Raw genomic sequence first — 16,314 nt, 5'->3', positions numbered from 1 at the left:
TCAGCGTTCTACTTGCATGTATTAGGCACGCCGCCAGCGTTCATCCTGAGCCAGGATCAAACTCTCATTAAAATAATAGTTTGTCTTAAACTCATTCTGTCACTGACAGATTTATTGTTTCTTTATTGTTCAGTACTATAACTTCCGTTATAGTGCCCTGCACATTGGTTCGTCTTGTTCAGTTTTCAAAGGTCTTTGTCGCTCTCTCGCGACAACTATATTAGTATATCATGTCCTACACTAACTGTCAACACTTTTTTAAAAAATATTTTGTTTTATTAAAAAATATTTTTACTTCCTTGGTTTAGATAAAAATCAGGAGCTTAAATACTCCTGATTCTTCTATAATTATTTGATTTTTTTAAATCTCTATTCTTTTACTTCCAATAGACCGATATCTCCATCTTCTCTACGGTAGATAACATTGGTTGTGTTGTCTTCTGCATCACGATAAATGAAGAAGTCGTGAGCTAATAGATCCATTTGAAGGATTGCTTCATCTAAATCCATTGGTTCTAGATCAATTGTTTTTGAGCGAACAACTTTTTCTGTAGTTGCTGCTTCTTCTACAACTGCATCAGTGAATAATTTACTTGCACCAGATTTAACACGATTTTTCTTTTCGATTTTTGTTTTATTTTTACGAATTTGGCGTTCGATTTTATCTACAACCAGATCAATTGAACCGTACATATCTTGAGAGACATCTTCTGCACGCAGTGTTATAGATCCGAGTGGAATGGTTACTTCTACTTTTGCGGTTTTTTCACGGTAAACTTTTAAGTTTACTCGAGCATCCAGCTCTTGAGCTGCCTGAAAATATTTTTCAATCTTTTCGAGTTTAGAAACGACATAGTCGCGAATGGCTTCTGTTACTTCTAGGTTTTCACCACGGATACTATATTTAATCATATTAGTACCTACTTTCTAAACATTATGTTTTTATTTATATGTATATTATAACGCTTTCACATACTTTTTGCAAATCTTTTTTTACCTTGCTATTGAAAATGTCTTTATTTCTTTCACACCTTTTTCAATTAGTAGGCGCTTCATTAATTCGATTGTTTTGCCCGTTGTGTAGATATCATCGATGATTAGATATTTCTGCTTTTCTGAAATTTCTCCTTTTAATTGAAAGTGCTGAGAGGTTTTTAATCTTTCTTCTCTTGTTTTTTTTGATTGGGCTAAAGTGTCTTCTTTTTGGAATAGACTGTTGTACTTTATCTCTGCAAAATCTAGTATAGTCGATACTTGATTGAATCCTCTCTTCTGATTTTTTTCATGGCTGATTGGAGTTGGTATTATCGTATAGCTTTTATACTTTTTCAAGGCTTTTTTGATGTCACATCCAAATACCATTCCTAATAAACGATCTCCTTCAAATTTATATCTCCTGAAATAGTCCTTCATTGCTGCATTATATTTATATAATGCTTCATGTTCGACTATATTCCCCTTTTGTATCCAGTATTCGCAATCTTTACATACTTTCTCCTCTTTATCTTTATAACATCTAGGACAATGGATTTCGCCAATTTGTTCGAAGTCTTCTTTGCATTCTTTACAAATCCATTCTTCTTGTTGATTCATAAAAATAAGGTCTGTGAAATGTTCACCAGTTTTCAACTCTTTAGTACAAAGCAAGCATTCTTTCAAAATCCAGCCTCCTGATTCATTTCCTTTATTTCTTTGATCGCTTTCTTCATTTCTCGTGTTATTCCATCTGATAGAAAAAGTAGTTTACCTGTTGGTCTTTCTTTACTTCGACCGACTCTTCCTGAAATTTGTACGAGAGCACTTTTAGTAAATAATTTGTGATTACTTTCTAAAACAAAGACATCTACAAACGGAAAAGTCACTCCTCTTTCTAAAATTGTTGTAGAGACTAGCATGGTTATGGCTCTGTTTCTAAACTCTTCTACCATTCGTAGACGGTCTGTTGTCTGTGAGGATACAAAACCTACTGTTTCTTTGGGAAAGTATTTTTTTAAGTTCTCAGTTAATTGTTGTCCTAATTCTATTTCAGATACAAAGATTAACAATGGGTAGTGAGTCTGTCTTTGTTTCTTAATCAGTTGCAATAGTTCGTAAGGGATTCTTCCTTTTTCTATTTTTTCTCTAATTTTCGGCACCCATTTTATTTCAGGGACCACTAGCGGGTTCCCATGAAATCTTCTTGGAAGACTATAACGAATGATTTCTTTTTTCTTGACCTTTTTATCTAACTCATCTGTAGAGGTTGCTGTCAAAAAAAGGGTGTTCCCCTCTTTTTTAATTGCATTCTGAGTTGCTTTATATAACATTGGATTGTCCACATAGGGAAAAGCATCTACTTCATCTATAATTAGGAGATCAAAGGCCTGATAAAACTTTAGCAATTGGTGAGTTGTAGCGATCACCAAGGGCGTTCTAAAATAGGGTTCTGATTCTCCATGAAGCAAAGAGATGGGGCAGGAAAAATCTCCCTTCATCCTTCCGTACAATTCTATACACACATCGATTCTTGGGGTAGCAATACAAACTGCTTTACCATTCTTGATTGCGTTTGCTACAACTTGGTACATCATTTCTGTTTTTCCGGCACCTGTCACAGCATGGACCAAAGCATTCCGTTTCTCTTTAACTGCTTGGATCAGTCCGTCAGATACCTCTTGTTGGTATGATGTTAATGTTCCTTTCCAGTTTAACACCTCTTGGCCTTCAAAGTCTTGCTGTGCAATAGCATAAAGTCTTTGATCACTGCGGATCCTTCCCAATTGGATACAGGCTCTACAATACAGTACCTCTTCACTCAACTTCCAAAGTTTTTGATCAATCATACTGCCACATCGAAAACATTGGTACCTTCCATTTTGTTTTTCTATAGTAGGAAGTTCTTGGGCAATTTCTTTTAGATCATTTGTCATTTGACTCTCCGTTATGAGCCGTCCATAAGAATCTTCTATCTTCATACTTATTAATTCGCAAAAGTTGGAGAAAATCATTCTTTTTTTGTAAAATAAGAATATGGAATATGTTACATTTAAAGAGGACGGTACGGTTCAAGAAGAAATCAAAAAATCAACATTCATTTGTCATGTCAAGAGAGTCTCCTCTGAAGAGGAAGCTAGAGATTTTATCAATTCCATCAAAAAGGAACACTATAAGGCTACACATAACTGCTCTGCTTTTATCATTGGAGAACAAAGTGATATCAAAAGGACCAGTGACGATGGCGAACCTAGCGGAACAGCTGGGGTACCGATGTTAGGAGTACTGGAACATCATCACATCACTAATAGTTGCGTCGTAGTTACCCGCTATTTTGGAGGTATTAAATTAGGGGCTGGCGGTCTGATTCGCGCTTATGCTGGCAGTGTTGCACAAGCAGTTCGAGAGATTGGGCTGGTAGAAATCAAAGAGCAAGTGGTTCTTGGGATCACACTTTCTTATTCCCAATACCAAGAATTTGCTAATTTCTTAAAAGACCATCAATTGGCGGAACAAGGTCCACTGTTTACCGATCAGGTGACGACAACGATTTTTGTGGATAAAGAAAACACAAGTTCGATCACAGCAGCTTTAGTCGAATTTTACAATGGCAAAGTCCTTATAGAAGAGCAAGGGATTCGTGAAGTTGAAGTACCCCTACTTTCTGTAGAAGAATAATTAAAAATACTATCGGCTACGATAGTTTTTTTTTATCACACCCATAAAATTTCTATATTTTACATTCTTCCCACAAGAGACTATACTTGTTAGTATCAAGAAAACCTAGAACTGAGGTATATTATGGCTATTTATGAAAATATTACAGAATTGATTGGGAACACTCCGATTGTCAAATTGAACCGTCTTGTTCCTGAAGGAGCTGCAGATGTCTATGTTAAACTCGAAGCCTTCAACCCTGGATCATCGGTTAAAGACCGGATCGCTTTGAGCATGATTGAAAAAGCTGAAGCAGATGGCTTGATCAAACCAGGTGATACAATTGTCGAAGCAACTAGTGGAAACACTGGGATTGGGTTGTCATGGGTTGGTGCAGCGAAAGGCTATAAAGTTGTGATTGTCATGCCTGAAACCATGAGTGTGGAACGTCGTAAAATCATCCAAGCCTATGGAGCTGAACTCGTTTTGACTCCTGGAAGTGAAGGAATGAAAGGTGCCATCGCTAAAGCTGAAGCAATCGCTGCAGAAAGAAATGGCTTCCTTCCTCTTCAATTTGAAAACCCTGCTAACCCAGAGGTACATGAAAGAACAACAGGACAAGAAATCGTTGATGCCTTTGGAAAAGATGGTTTAGATGCTTTTGTCGCAGGTGTTGGTACTGGTGGTACTGTTTCTGGTATTTCTCATACTTTGAAAAAGAATAATCCTGCTGTCAAAGTCTATGCTGTTGAGGCCAATGAATCTGCGGTCCTTTCTGGTGAAAAACCTGGACCACATAAAATCCAAGGGATTTCAGCTGGTTTTATTCCAAACACTTTAGATACTAACGCATATGATGGTGTTCGTCGCGTATCTTCAGAAGAAGCTTTCGAACTTGCACGCGCTATTGGTGGAGCTGAAGGATTCCTAGTCGGTATCTCAAGCGCAGCTGCTATCTATGCTGCTATTGAAGTCGCAAAAGAATTGGGTAGCGGTAAAAAAGTTCTTGCTCTTGCACCAGATAATGGTGAACGTTACCTTTCTACTGCTCTTTACGAATTTGAATAATTCTCTATATCAAAAAACTTCGGTAGGTTTTATTAACCTACCGAAGTTTTTATTTTTTTTCCTGTTTGCTAAAGAATGCTTTTCCTTCTTTGACCCAGGTCGGCATCTGTTGAGCTAAGGGAGCAAAACCACTTTTGTGGCGGTCATTTGAAAAACGATGGTGTCGAATACTTCGTTGCGGTGTGTCTTCTAAGGTTCTCAATGAGAGACTGGCTTTCTTAGAATATTCATCAACATCGATGACTTGGACAAAGACTTTCTCTCCAACCGAAAGAATATCATGAATATTGCTTACATAGCCACTTCGAATCTCTGAGATATGAATCAAGCCTGTGACACCCGACTCTAGTTCAACAAAGGCTCCATAAGGTTGAATGCCTGTAATGGTTCCTTCTAACTTATCTCCAATTTTCATTTTAGTCCTCAATTTCGACGGTTTCAATCACGACATCTTCTACTGGCTTATCCATCATACCTGTCTCAACAGCCGCAATCTCATCCAATACCACAAATGAAGCTTCATCCATCAATTGTCCAAATACGGTATGGCGTTGATCTAGATGAGGAGTTCCTCCCTCTGTCGTATAGATTTCCGCAATTTTTTCAGGCCAGCCACCGCGGACCAATTCCTTTTTCGAATATGGGAGATGTTGATTTTGTACAATAAAGAATTGGCTGCCATTTGTGTTTGGTCCAGCATTTGCCATCGAAAGGGCTCCGCGAATATTGTACAATTCTTTTGAAAATTCGTCTTCGAAGCTCTCACCATAGATGGATTCACCACCCATACCTGTACCAGTAGGATCTCCCCCTTGGATCATGAAATCTTTAATAATCCGATGGAAAATGACACCATCATAATAGCCTGACTTCGCAAGAGCTACAAAGTTTGCAACTGTTTTTGGCGCTTGATCTGGGAACAATTGAATGTTCATCTCACCGTGATTGGTTTTGATTACAGCAACAGGACCATCAACTGTAGCAAGTTCTAACTGTGGTAGCGTCAATTCTTTTTCAACCATATTTAACTCCTCTAAGGCATAGAATATGCCATCTTCTTCTAAATTCTTAGTGATATAATCAGCTTTTTCTTGTAACTCTGGGGCAGATTTTCCCATTGCGATACTAATTCCAGCATAATCAAACAGTTCTACATCATTTAATCCATCACCAAATACTAAAACATTCTCTGGCTTCAAGCACAAATGATTTACAAGATGAGAAACTCCTGAAGCTTTTGAAGCTTCATAGCGAACAACATCTGACGAATGGGGATGCCACGAAACTAGACGCAAGTCCTCTTGTAAAGAAGGGGGCAACTCTAGCTCACTATCCTGTTCATCAAAGGTCCACATTTGGAAAATAGGTTCTTTCAAATGCAGATCTGGATCTACTGGTAAGTTGGGATAAATAATGTCAATAGCATCACTGATCAAAGGTGTCCGATTGGACAGGGCGGCTTGATGACTAGCCACTAACCCATAATCAATCTCGGATTCTTTGGCCCAATCCACAAAAGAAGAAACGATTGCTTCATTGATTGGGGACTGGTAAATGACTGTTCCTTTTGAATCTTCTATATAGGCACCGTTTAAAGTTACTAGAAAATCAGGCTTTAAGTCCATGATTTCAGGAACAACCCCAAAAATCCCTCTGCCGGTTGCAATCCCTGTTAAGATTCCTTTTACTTTCAACTGATGAAAGACATCTTTGACAGATTCTGGGATCAATCCAGTTTCTTTTGCACGTAATGTATCGTCAATGTCAAAAAAGACAATTTTTACTTTTTTTGCTTTATAACGTAATTTTGCGTCCACTTGTCTCCCCCTTTTTTCTTGCTCTATTATAGCATGTTTCACTTTAAAAATCTTCTTGATTCACCAGATGGTGTCGAAAGGCATAGACGACTGCTTGCGTCCGATCGCTGACTTCTAGTTTTGATAAGATGTTAGAGACATGGGTCTTCACTGTTTTTAAAGAAATGAAGAGTTCATCTGCTATTCGTTGATTTTCATATCCTTTGGTCAATAAAGCCAGAATATCTCGCTCTCTAGCTGTCAAATCATCATGCAATTCAGCATGGTTCTTTCGTGACTCAACCTTTTGACTAACTTCTGTCTCAATCGCAAATTCTCCCTTTGCAACCTTTCGGACAGCCTGTAAGATCTCAGTTGCTGACGAAGTCTTTAAGATATACCCTTTTGCACCTGCATCTAAGACCGGGTAAATCTTTTCGTTATCTAAATAAGACGTTAAAATGACAATTTTAGCATCTGCCCACTCTTTAAGGATAGCTAAAGTTGCATCGATCCCATTTAGCTCTGGCATAACAATATCCATGATAATGACATCTGGCCTTTCTTTCAGCGCCAATTCCACCCCTTCTTGTCCATTTTGCGCTTCTAAGACTTGCTTGATATCGGTTTGCATGGACAAAAAGCTTTTCAATCCCAATCGGACCATTTCATGGTCATCAACTAATAATACTTTCATACAGTTTCCTTTTCATTTTTATCTTTTACAAGGAGGGGAACACGAATATCTACAGCCACTCCCTTTTGAGGACTCGTTCTTATTTTAATGGTTCCCGCCATGTCTTCTACACGTTCTTGAATATTTTTCAACCCATAACTCAATCGTTCTAATTTTTCCTGCTCAAAGCCGATTCCATCATCTACCATCCGTAAATGAAGTTGTTTTCTTTCCTGATGCAAAAAGACATCCATTTGTTGAGCTCTAGCGTGTTTTAAGGTATTGCTGACAATTTCTTGGACGATCCGAAAGAGATGTTCTTCCATATCTTTTGGAATGCTCACTTCATTGTGATGGAAGAGAACGGTTAGGTTACTTTTTTCTTTTAGTTCCCTAAAAATCATCTCCATCCCTTCTACCAGGCTTTTCCCTTCCAACTCTGTAGGCCGTAAGTGTAAGAGCAAGACCCGTAAATCATTTTGTGCTGTCCCTAGAATATCCGATACACCATTTAGTTGTTGCTCAATCTGATTTTTCTCTAACTCAAGAACCTGAGCCGCCACTCCAGACAAAATCATATTGGCTGCAAATAGTTCTTGACTGACCGTGTCATGTAAATCACGAGCAATTCTCTTACGCTCGATTTCCACAATTTCTTCCTCATTTCGCATCACACGATTTTCACTTTTTTGTAAATTTTCTTCTAGTCGATGCAATTTGCTGTCCAATAAATCTAACTGTTGATTCAATTCTTTGGGGGCAATTTCTTTTCGCTGTGAAGCGGTTAGGATCGCTTCTACCTTTTGTTGGACTGCATGGACCGTTACAAATTGCGTGATTTTGATAATTAAGATAACCAAAGCTGTCAATGCAAGCGTCAGACTAAATACAAAAAATAGGAATGATTGAAGCAAGGAAATATCTGAGAGAAGTTTGCCCCACTGAAAACCAACAAAATGGAAAATAGTATGACAAATGACCGCAACCACCATTAGGGAATAGAAGTACAAGAGGAGATAGTCTAATTTCTTCATGCGTGAATCACCTCAACATCCCCAACAACACCAACTAAGACAATTTTTATAGAACGGTGCGATCTCCGATAATGTGCCGTTTCAATGTCTATGGTTTCATTCCTAATTTTACGGACAGGAAGATCCAAAAACTTCAGATCTCCATAAAGGGTGTTAATTTGCAAATGCAACTCTAAATCAATCGGTAAGATAATTTTAGTATGTCCAAAACCTTTCCGGATGATCACCACATTGTCCCAATTGCAAATGGCTACCTCCTCTAAATGGAGGGTGTCATTCCCAAAAACTCGGATCACATTCAGATCTCGATACCCTCGACTTTGCTTTGAAAAATGTTGTAAATCACCAATCCATCTAGTTTTTTCCTGACGAATTTTCGTATCCTCTTCAACATCAAACACAACGGCTTCATTTTCCTTATACATATAAGGGTAGGCGATCAATAAACCATAAACCACCGCAAATAAAATGGCTGCAATCACGAAAGGATTCAGCATCACGATAAAAAATAAGAGCACACTCAGTGCGATTAATAGAAAATTCGCTTTTTGTTTGCCAAAATAGTAATACAAAAGGAGCAAAAAGAGGACCATCAAGACAACAAATCTGGAAAAATCGATTGATAAAATAGTGATCGCTGCTAATGTTAACAAAATGGCTTCAACGAAAATAAAAATTTGTATTTTCCACATAGTCTACCTCATCTTTTCCTATTTTATCAAATTTTTCCTCATTTGACTTCCGTCTGTGGTTGGATAATCGCATACAATCAAAAAGACCCAGAAATCCATCTGAGTCTTAGGCTGATTTATTAATCTCCACCAGTTGCACTACTGCTAGAACTTTCTGTATCCGATCGTTCCGTAGAAGAAGAACTAGATGTTTCTGAACTGGATGAGGCTTTCGTACTTGAAGAAGCTGTCACTTTAGGCTCATATACCGTTAAAACAATTCGTGTTCGGTTAATGTCCACCGTACTCGAAACTTCTGGAGTTTGACTGACAATTTGACCTGCAGAAACAACTACCCCATCAGGGAGATGTTCCGTTTTTCTTAATTCGATATTGGCTTCTTTAATACCATAGATTTCAATTAAATTACTTCTAGCAAAATCATAAGTTGATCCAACATAGTTTGGCATTTCAATTGAAGTTGTTTCTTTCGCTACTTTCAAAACAATCTTTGTTTTTGAATTCAGAGAATATTGCTCTCCTGGAGCTGGGGTTTGTTCAAGAACTGTCCCTGCAGCATAATCAAAGGTCTCAACTTCTTCAATCGTGATCATTTTGCTCGATACTTTATAAGTGTTTTTCAGGTCCTCTTCAGCCGCTGCCCGTGTTTCACCCACGTAATTTGGCATTTCAAAGCTATTTGGTCCTTTTGAAACGATCAAATCAATTCGACTTTGTTCTTTCTTTTGGGCCCCTGCATTTGGGTTGGTTCGAATGACATAACCTTCTGCAACCGAATCACTGTACTCTTCCTTCTCTTCACCAACTTGAAGATCTTGTCCCTCAATAACCGCTCTAGCTTCGGCAATGGTTTTGCCGGAAACATCTGGAACGGTTTTATTGGCCGGGCTCATATACAACAAGAAGGTAAAGGCTGCGAGGACTAGGGCAATGGCAACAAACAAGACTTTGTAGCGCGCCCGCAAGCGTCTTCTTGGCTTTTTGCTTGGGGCCATCGTCTGCTGGTTAGATAATGGTCGATTAGGATCTACCGAACTGATTTCATTGCGTACCTCAGAGATTGGAACAGGAGCCGTCTTTGGAGTTGGACTTACTTTTGGAAGAGTCTTTGTATCCGCTTTCGATTGGTCTTCAAAAACCAGTTTTTTCTCATTTCTTCTCTCATAGGACAAGCAACTTGAAAGATCCACATACATCTCTGCCACTGACTTATAGCGATCCGTCAGTTTTTTAGCTGTCGCTTTGATCACTACATTTTCTAGAGCTTGTGGAACATTCTTATTTTCCTCACGAATAGATGGGAGAGGCTTTTGAAAATGTTGCAAAGCAATTGTGACTGCACTGTCCCCATCATAAGGAATGTGCCCCGTCAACATCTCATAGAAAATAATCCCCATAGCGTAGATGTCACTTTGAACGGTTGCTTTGGAGCCCCGTGCTTGCTCAGGTGACAAATAATGAACGGATCCTAACATCGAGTTGGTCTGGGTCAAACTAGTCTCTGCGAAGGCCACTGCAATCCCAAAGTCTGAAACTTTCGCTGTTCCATCTGGTGTCAAGAGGACATTCTGTGGTTTTAAATCCCTGTGAATGATGCCACGCGTATGGGCAAGACGCATAGCGAGAAGGATCTGCCCCATCAAACGAACTGCTTCTTCATTTGATAAAGGTGCATTTTCTTTGATATAGCGTTTCAAGTCTAAACCTGCAACATATTCCATTGCAAGGTATTGTTGCCCCTCTTCTTCGCCAATGTCTGTAATCCGAACGATATTTGGATGGTCCAGCTCTGCCATCGCCTTTGCTTCACGTTGAAAACGAGCAACTGCAATGGGATCCGTCTGGTAATTCGTACGCAGTACCTTGACTGCAACTTCTTCCCCATCTAAAATCAAATCACGCGCAAGATAAACATCTGCCATCCCGCCGCGTCCAATTTGTTGGATGATTTTATATCGCCCGGCAAAAATTTTGCCGATTTGAATCATGCTGCGTCCTCCTCAGTAAAGTGGAGCAGTACAACGGTGATATTATCCAAGCCTCCAGCATTATTGGCAAAACGAATCAAGGTTTGAGCCTTCTCTTCAAGCGAAACATCACTTAAGACAATATCTCTGATTTCATCTGGGCCAATCATATTGGTTAAACCGTCACTATTGATCAAAATATAATCATCTGATTCAACCGTCACCAAACCGTAATCCGGCTCTAACTCGTCTTTTTGACCAATGGACTGAGTGATGATGTTGCGCTGAGGATGATGGGCTGCTTCTTCTTCTGTAATTTGTCCTGCTCGTAAAAGAGCATTTACAAGAGAATGATCACTGGTCAACTGCTGGTATTCACCCTGACGAATGAGGCCAATCCGCGAATCCCCAACATGGGCATAAATCACTTGTCCTTCTACAAAAGCCAAAGCTTCCAGTGTCGTTCCCATTCCTTTGTGCTCATCATCTTGCCCAGCTAAATGAATCCGACGGTTCACAGCTTCTAAATGTTCTGCAAACCATTCCCGTACTTGATTAACCGTCTCGATCTCAGAAGAAACCCAGGCTGCACCTAGGTCTGTGACTGCCATTTCACTAGCAATATTTCCGGCACGGTGTCCTCCCATACCATCAGCAAGAAAAACCATAGATTTTCCTACCTTGTTTTTATATTGATTTGCATAGTCTTGGTTATTTGTCCGTCTTTGACCTACATCGGTTAAGATCGTCATATCCATACTGTCAGTTTCCTCCTGATATTATGAGATTCTCTTAAAACGACTGATAAAGAAGCCGTCGCTTCCGTATAATTCGGGTGTAATAAGGATACAATCATTTTTAAGAATATCTTTTCTTTCGTGATTCAATGGGACTTGTTCGAAATTTGGATGGTTTTTCAAAAATTGGTCCACCACTTCATAATTTTCTTTCCCCATTATTGTACACGTACTGTACACTATTATACCACCTTTACGCACACTTTGACAAACACTATCCAGAATGGCCAATTGAACAGCTTGTAAAGATACAAAATCTGCACCCTCTTTATTGTACTTGATATCAGGCTTTCTCCGTATCAAACCAATCCCCGAACAAGGCGCATCCACCAAAATTTTATCGAAAGCATCTGGTCCAAATGTTTCAAAGACTTTTGTCGCATCTAACTTCTTTGTCAAAATTTTGTCCGAAACATGGAGCCGATTAGCATTTTCTTGAATCAATTTGAGTTTATGGTCATAGAGATCCAGGGCTGTGACTTTCCCAGTCGTGAGATAAGAAGCGATGTGAGTCGTCTTTCCACCTGGCGCTGCACAGGCATCTAAAACCCTCTCATCTCCTTGCAAATCCAAAGCCGGTGCCACCAATTGACTGGATTCATCTTGAATGGTAATTCTGCCCTCTTTAAACAAGGAGTGTGCTGCAAAATGCCCCTGATCTTTCACGAGAGCAGACGGAGCAAGGAGAGAGGACGTTGCTTCGAGTAGCTGAGCCAACTCTTCTTTTTCGTCAAGATCAATCACACGAATACTTGATTTATTACGCTGATAGAGACTCTTAAAAATAGCGCAAGAACGTTCTTCACCATATTCTTCGATCAATGCTTTGACCAACCATACAGGTAGAGAATACTCCACTGAATAACGTTTGTTCTTTCGCTTAATCGTATCAATTGCTGGTAGTCCCTCGCGAAGGAGCTTTCTAAGAATAGCATTGACAAACTTCTCACTGCCTTCTTTTCGACCTTTTGCTATCCGGACAGCTTCATTGACGATGGCATGGTCAGGAATGCGATCCAAGTAGACCAGCTGATACAAACTCATCAGCAAAAGATAATAGAGCCAAGGATCTAATTTCGTCCGGTCCTCAATCACGTGGGCGAGATACCACTCGAGTGTTATCTTCCGCGCTACAGTACCATATACAACTTCCGTAACAAAACTTCTATCTTTATCTGAAAGTTGAGAATGTTCTAGTGCTTGATTTAAAGCAATATTAGAATAGGCTCCATGTTCAAAAACCTCTTCTATAACTCCAAGGATCTGTTCACGCGCATTCATTTGTTTACCTTCCAAAGTGATCTCCTACTTTCAATTGACGGCCCGCACCATTCAAAAAGTCTGTAATGGACATTTTTGGTTTTCCTGCCGGCTGCACAACTTTGAGAGATAGCGCGCCTTCACCCGCAGCTACTACTAACTCTTTTTTGCTCAAACCAATCACTTCTCCTGGATTTCCATTGCCTTCGCATAGCTCTGCTTCATAAACTTTAAAGCGTTGATCATTTAACAAGGTATGAGCGACAGGCCAAGGATTCATCCCTCGGATCTGGTTAAAGACTTGTCTGTTGGTTTTGGTCCACTCCAAAACTTCTTCTTCCGGCAAAATATTTGGTGAAAATGTGACCAAACTAGGATCTTGTGGCCTTGGCTGGATCTCCCCTGCTAGGTAATCTGGCAAAGTATCTAGGAGTAGATCCCGTCCAAGGACAGCCAATTTTTCAAACAAGGTTCCCACATTGTCCTCATCTAAAATTGGTAGAGAACGAGCTGCAATCATGTCTCCAGCATCCATTTCCTTGACCATTTCCATAATTGTAACCCCAGCTTCTTCGTCACCATTGATCAGGGCATAGTGAATGGGAGCCCCACCTCTATATTTAGGCAACAAAGACGCGTGGACATTCACTGCAAATTGGAAGTTCTCCAACAATTTTGTCGGTAAAAATTGTCCAAAAGCAGCCGTCACAATTCCATCTGCATCAAGTGATAAGATAGTTTCCATTTCTGGACTACCCGATAATTTCTCAGGTTGCAGAACTGGTAATTGGTGTTCCAACGCTACTTGCTTCACTGGAGTCATTCGAATTTCTTTTTTACGACCTACTTTGCGGTCTGGTTGGGTCACTACTGCCAGAATTTCATAACGAGAATCTGCTAACAATCCCTTTAAAACGGTCGCTGAAAAATCAGGCGTTCCCATAAAAATTAATTTTGTCATTTCTTTCTTCCTTACATAAAGCTTTGAGGTTCATTATCAATACTGACTCGTAAATCTTGATTGCCTTTTTCTTGCGTAAATTCCAAAATTTGATTCAAGACCTGTGTCATGCCTTCTTCAAAACGATATTTCACAATGATTTGATAATGATACAGATTATGTGTGCGTGCAATTGGTTTAGGTGTTGGTCCTAAGATTTGGACCTGATCAGATAAGCCAGATCGAAGAATTTCCATGACTTGATGAGCCTTTTTTACCACAACTTCTTCATTCTTATGCGATAAAGTCAAACCAACCGTAAAATAATACGGTGTATAGCCCAACTGTCTACGAATCTTCATTTCATAAGCAAAAAAGCCTTCATAATCTTGCTCCTTAGCAAATTGAATTGCATAATGATTGGGATTATAGCTTTGAATAATCACTTCTCCCTCTTTATCTGCCCGACCAGCTCTTCCAGCCACCTGGGTCAACAGTTGAAAGGTTCTCTCTGAAGAGCGATAATCCGGTAAATTCAGAGACGTATCTGCATTAAGAACTCCTACAAGAGTGACATTGGGAAAATCTAGACCTTTCGCAATCATTTGGGTCCCCAATAAAATGTCTGCTTCTCCATTCCCGAAAACATCTAATATCGCTGCGTGGCTCCCTTTTTTTCGGGTGGTATCCACATCCATGCGCAAAATTTTAGCCTCAGGAAAGATCTCTTGTAATTCATCATAGGCTTTTTGCGTTCCTGTTCCATAATAACGAATGGAAGGACTTTGGCAATTTGGACAGTGTCGAGGAATTGCCTTACTATAACCACAGTAATGGCAATTCATCGTTTTTGTGTCCATATGAAGGGTCAAAGATATGTCACAATTTGGACACGTATCCACTGTCCCACACTCGCGACACATGACAAAGCTAGAAAAACCACGTCGGTTCAGCATCAAGACAACCTGCTCTTTTTTCTGCAAGCGATCAGAAATAGCTTCCACTAAAACAGGAGTGAAGTTCCCAGCTTCATTTTGGCCAATATAATCACGGAAATCAACGACTTTAACTTCTGGAATTTTGGCTGCCGGATTGGCCCGCCGGGTTAGACGAATTAATTCATAAACCCCTTTTGTTGCACGAGCCCGTGATTCTAGACTTGGGGTGGCTGAGCCAAGAAGCAAAACTGCTTGATTGTACTGAGCTCTTAAGACTGCGACTTCCCGCGCATGGTAGCGCGGGTTACTATCTTGTTTGTAGGAAGCCTCATGTTCCTCATCAATGATGATAGCACCTATATTCTTCAAAGGTGCAAAGATGGCTGAGCGCGCTCCAACAACTACCTTGGCCTCCCCACGTTCAACTTTCCGCCATTGATCATACTTCTCACCGTTTGAGAGCCCCGAGTGCAGAATGGCTACTTCCTGACCAAAACGAGAGATAAAACGATCCGTCATCTGTGGCGTCAGGGAAATCTCAGGAACCAACATAATAGCCGTTTTCCCCTTATTTAGAACTTCCTGAATAATCTGCAGATAAACTTCCGTCTTCCCGCTTCCAGTCACTCCTTCTAATAAGAAGGGCTTTGATTCTTTCCCAAGTTTAGAAACAACTGTTTTTACAGCCTTTGATTGTTCTGGATTTACGACCAAAGCTCGGGTCTGTTCTTTCCCTTCATAATATGCAGCCGCCCGATTCACTTCTCGTTCTGTAATTTCTAAAATACCCTGATCAATAAAATAAGCCACTACTTCTCGTGAAAAATCCTGATACAATCCTGCTAATGGTTGCTCCCCTTGATCTAGTAACAAGCGCTCTTTCAATGCTAGCCTTTTTTTAGCTCTCGCTGATGGTTGAAGTTCTTTTAATCCTTCCTGGTTTACGCGATACCATTTTTCTGTTTTAATTTGTTTCTTATCCTTGGCCTTGTATTCAAGTTCCAAATCTCCTTTTCTGACCAATCGCATCACTTGGGCTTGATCGGCCGCATCTAGAGAAGAAAAAGAAACTTCATTTTTTTTACCAAAAAGTTTCACTTTGAGAGTGGGCTCTAAAGAAGGTTGAGGATACAAAATCTTATCATAACTGGAATTAAGAAGTGAGGGAAGCATGGCTTTTAAAATCGTTATTTTGTAGGAAAAGACACTTTTTCGCAATTGATCTGCCAACCAGAATTGCTCTTGATTTAAGACAGGAGTGTAGTCTAATACCTCTCCAATCGCCTTCAATTCCTCGCTTGTATCTGCCTCTTCTGCAACGTCTACCACAATCCCTTGAATGAGGCGATTCCCTTTACCAAAAGGGACATGAACTCGCATTCCCGCTTCAACCATATCTTCAAATTCTGATGGAATCTGATAGGAATAGGGTTTATCCGTCTGCATCAATGGAACATCTACGATGACTTTTGCTATCACTTTTTCACCTCCAGCCTCTATCATATGAGCTTTACTT

The 16,314-nt window shown here is 39.8% G+C and carries 15 protein-coding genes and 1 rRNA gene; 2 read left to right on the top strand and 14 right to left on the bottom strand.

Annotated features, from left to right (window positions below):
• The 4 genes from JX304_RS00450 to JX304_RS00435 form a co-directional block, all read right to left on the bottom strand.
• A 16S ribosomal RNA gene (locus JX304_RS00450) occupies positions 1-72 on the bottom strand; the annotation flags it as partial.
• A 297-nt stretch (positions 73-369) separates the two neighbouring features.
• Positions 370-912 (bottom strand): ribosome hibernation-promoting factor, HPF/YfiA family, encoded by a 543-nt coding sequence (hpf, locus tag JX304_RS00445; protein ID WP_205010776.1) that lies wholly within the window; start codon positions 910-912, stop codon positions 370-372.
• A gap of 81 nt (positions 913-993) precedes the next feature.
• Complete coding sequence (locus tag JX304_RS00440) at positions 994-1,659, bottom strand: ComF family protein (protein WP_205010775.1); 666 nt, start codon at positions 1,657-1,659, stop codon at positions 994-996.
• A complete protein-coding gene (locus JX304_RS00435; protein ID WP_205010774.1) occupies positions 1,656-2,954 on the bottom strand; it encodes a DEAD/DEAH box helicase in 1,299 nt (432 codons plus the stop codon). The genes JX304_RS00440 and JX304_RS00435 overlap by 4 nt, the downstream gene beginning before the upstream one ends.
• Positions 2,955-3,009: 55 nt before the next feature.
• On the opposite strand from JX304_RS00435, the gene JX304_RS00430 reads away from it, so the two are divergent.
• Both JX304_RS00430 and cysK read left to right on the top strand, forming a co-directional pair.
• The gene (locus tag JX304_RS00430) at positions 3,010-3,651 is read left to right on the top strand and encodes a YigZ family protein (RefSeq protein ID WP_205010773.1); all 642 of its coding nucleotides are present in this window, start codon (positions 3,010-3,012) and stop codon (positions 3,649-3,651) included.
• Positions 3,652-3,774: 123 nt separating this feature from the next.
• On the top strand, positions 3,775-4,698 hold the full coding sequence (cysK, locus tag JX304_RS00425) for a cysteine synthase A (protein WP_205010772.1): 924 nt from the start codon (positions 3,775-3,777) through the stop codon (positions 4,696-4,698).
• Between the two features lie 49 nt (positions 4,699-4,747).
• Here the strand turns inward: cysK and JX304_RS00420 are convergent, their stop codons facing one another.
• The 10 genes from JX304_RS00420 to JX304_RS00375 all read right to left on the bottom strand — a co-directional run bounded on the left by JX304_RS00420 (position 4,748) and on the right by JX304_RS00375 (position 16,301).
• Complete coding sequence (locus tag JX304_RS00420; RefSeq protein WP_205010771.1) at positions 4,748-5,113, bottom strand: S1 RNA-binding domain-containing protein; 366 nt, start codon at positions 5,111-5,113, stop codon at positions 4,748-4,750.
• 1 nt (position 5,114) lies between these two features.
• On the bottom strand, positions 5,115-6,515 hold the full coding sequence (locus JX304_RS00415; RefSeq protein ID WP_205010770.1) for a bifunctional Cof-type HAD-IIB family hydrolase/peptidylprolyl isomerase: 1,401 nt from the start codon (positions 6,513-6,515) through the stop codon (positions 5,115-5,117).
• Positions 6,516-6,558: 43 nt separating this feature from the next.
• Positions 6,559-7,191, bottom strand: a complete 633-nt coding sequence (locus JX304_RS00410) for a response regulator transcription factor (RefSeq protein WP_205010769.1) — start codon at positions 7,189-7,191, stop codon at positions 6,559-6,561.
• Positions 7,188-8,204 carry a sensor histidine kinase gene (locus tag JX304_RS00405; protein ID WP_205010768.1) on the bottom strand — a complete coding sequence of 339 codons (1,017 nt, stop codon included), beginning with the start codon at positions 8,202-8,204 and terminating at the stop codon, positions 7,188-7,190. The genes JX304_RS00410 and JX304_RS00405 overlap by 4 nt, the downstream gene beginning before the upstream one ends.
• The gene (gene liaF, locus JX304_RS00400; protein ID WP_205010767.1) at positions 8,201-8,896 is read right to left on the bottom strand and encodes a cell wall-active antibiotics response protein LiaF; all 696 of its coding nucleotides are present in this window, start codon (positions 8,894-8,896) and stop codon (positions 8,201-8,203) included. The genes JX304_RS00405 and liaF overlap by 4 nt, the downstream gene beginning before the upstream one ends.
• A gap of 119 nt (positions 8,897-9,015) precedes the next feature.
• Positions 9,016-10,884, bottom strand: coding sequence for a Stk1 family PASTA domain-containing Ser/Thr kinase (gene pknB, locus JX304_RS00395; RefSeq protein ID WP_205010766.1), 1,869 nt, complete (start codon positions 10,882-10,884; stop codon positions 9,016-9,018).
• Positions 10,881-11,621 (bottom strand): Stp1/IreP family PP2C-type Ser/Thr phosphatase, encoded by a 741-nt coding sequence (locus JX304_RS00390; RefSeq protein WP_205010765.1) that lies wholly within the window; start codon positions 11,619-11,621, stop codon positions 10,881-10,883. Before JX304_RS00390 ends, pknB begins: the two co-directional genes overlap by 4 nt.
• A gap of 21 nt (positions 11,622-11,642) precedes the next feature.
• Positions 11,643-12,956 carry a 16S rRNA (cytosine(967)-C(5))-methyltransferase RsmB gene (rsmB, locus tag JX304_RS00385; protein WP_205010764.1) on the bottom strand — a complete coding sequence of 438 codons (1,314 nt, stop codon included), beginning with the start codon at positions 12,954-12,956 and terminating at the stop codon, positions 11,643-11,645.
• A complete protein-coding gene (gene fmt / locus JX304_RS00380) occupies positions 12,946-13,881 on the bottom strand; it encodes a methionyl-tRNA formyltransferase (protein WP_205010763.1) in 936 nt (311 codons plus the stop codon). Before fmt ends, rsmB begins: the two co-directional genes overlap by 11 nt.
• 11 nt (positions 13,882-13,892) lie before the next feature.
• The gene (locus JX304_RS00375; protein WP_205010762.1) at positions 13,893-16,301 is read right to left on the bottom strand and encodes a primosomal protein N'; all 2,409 of its coding nucleotides are present in this window, start codon (positions 16,299-16,301) and stop codon (positions 13,893-13,895) included.
• Positions 16,302-16,314 lie beyond the last annotated feature (13 nt).

This window comes from Streptococcus parasanguinis (genome assembly GCF_901875555.1).
GTDB classification, from domain to species: Bacteria; Bacillota; Bacilli; order Lactobacillales; family Streptococcaceae; genus Streptococcus; species Streptococcus parasanguinis_H.
This window is presented reverse-complemented; position numbering and strand designations above follow the sequence as displayed.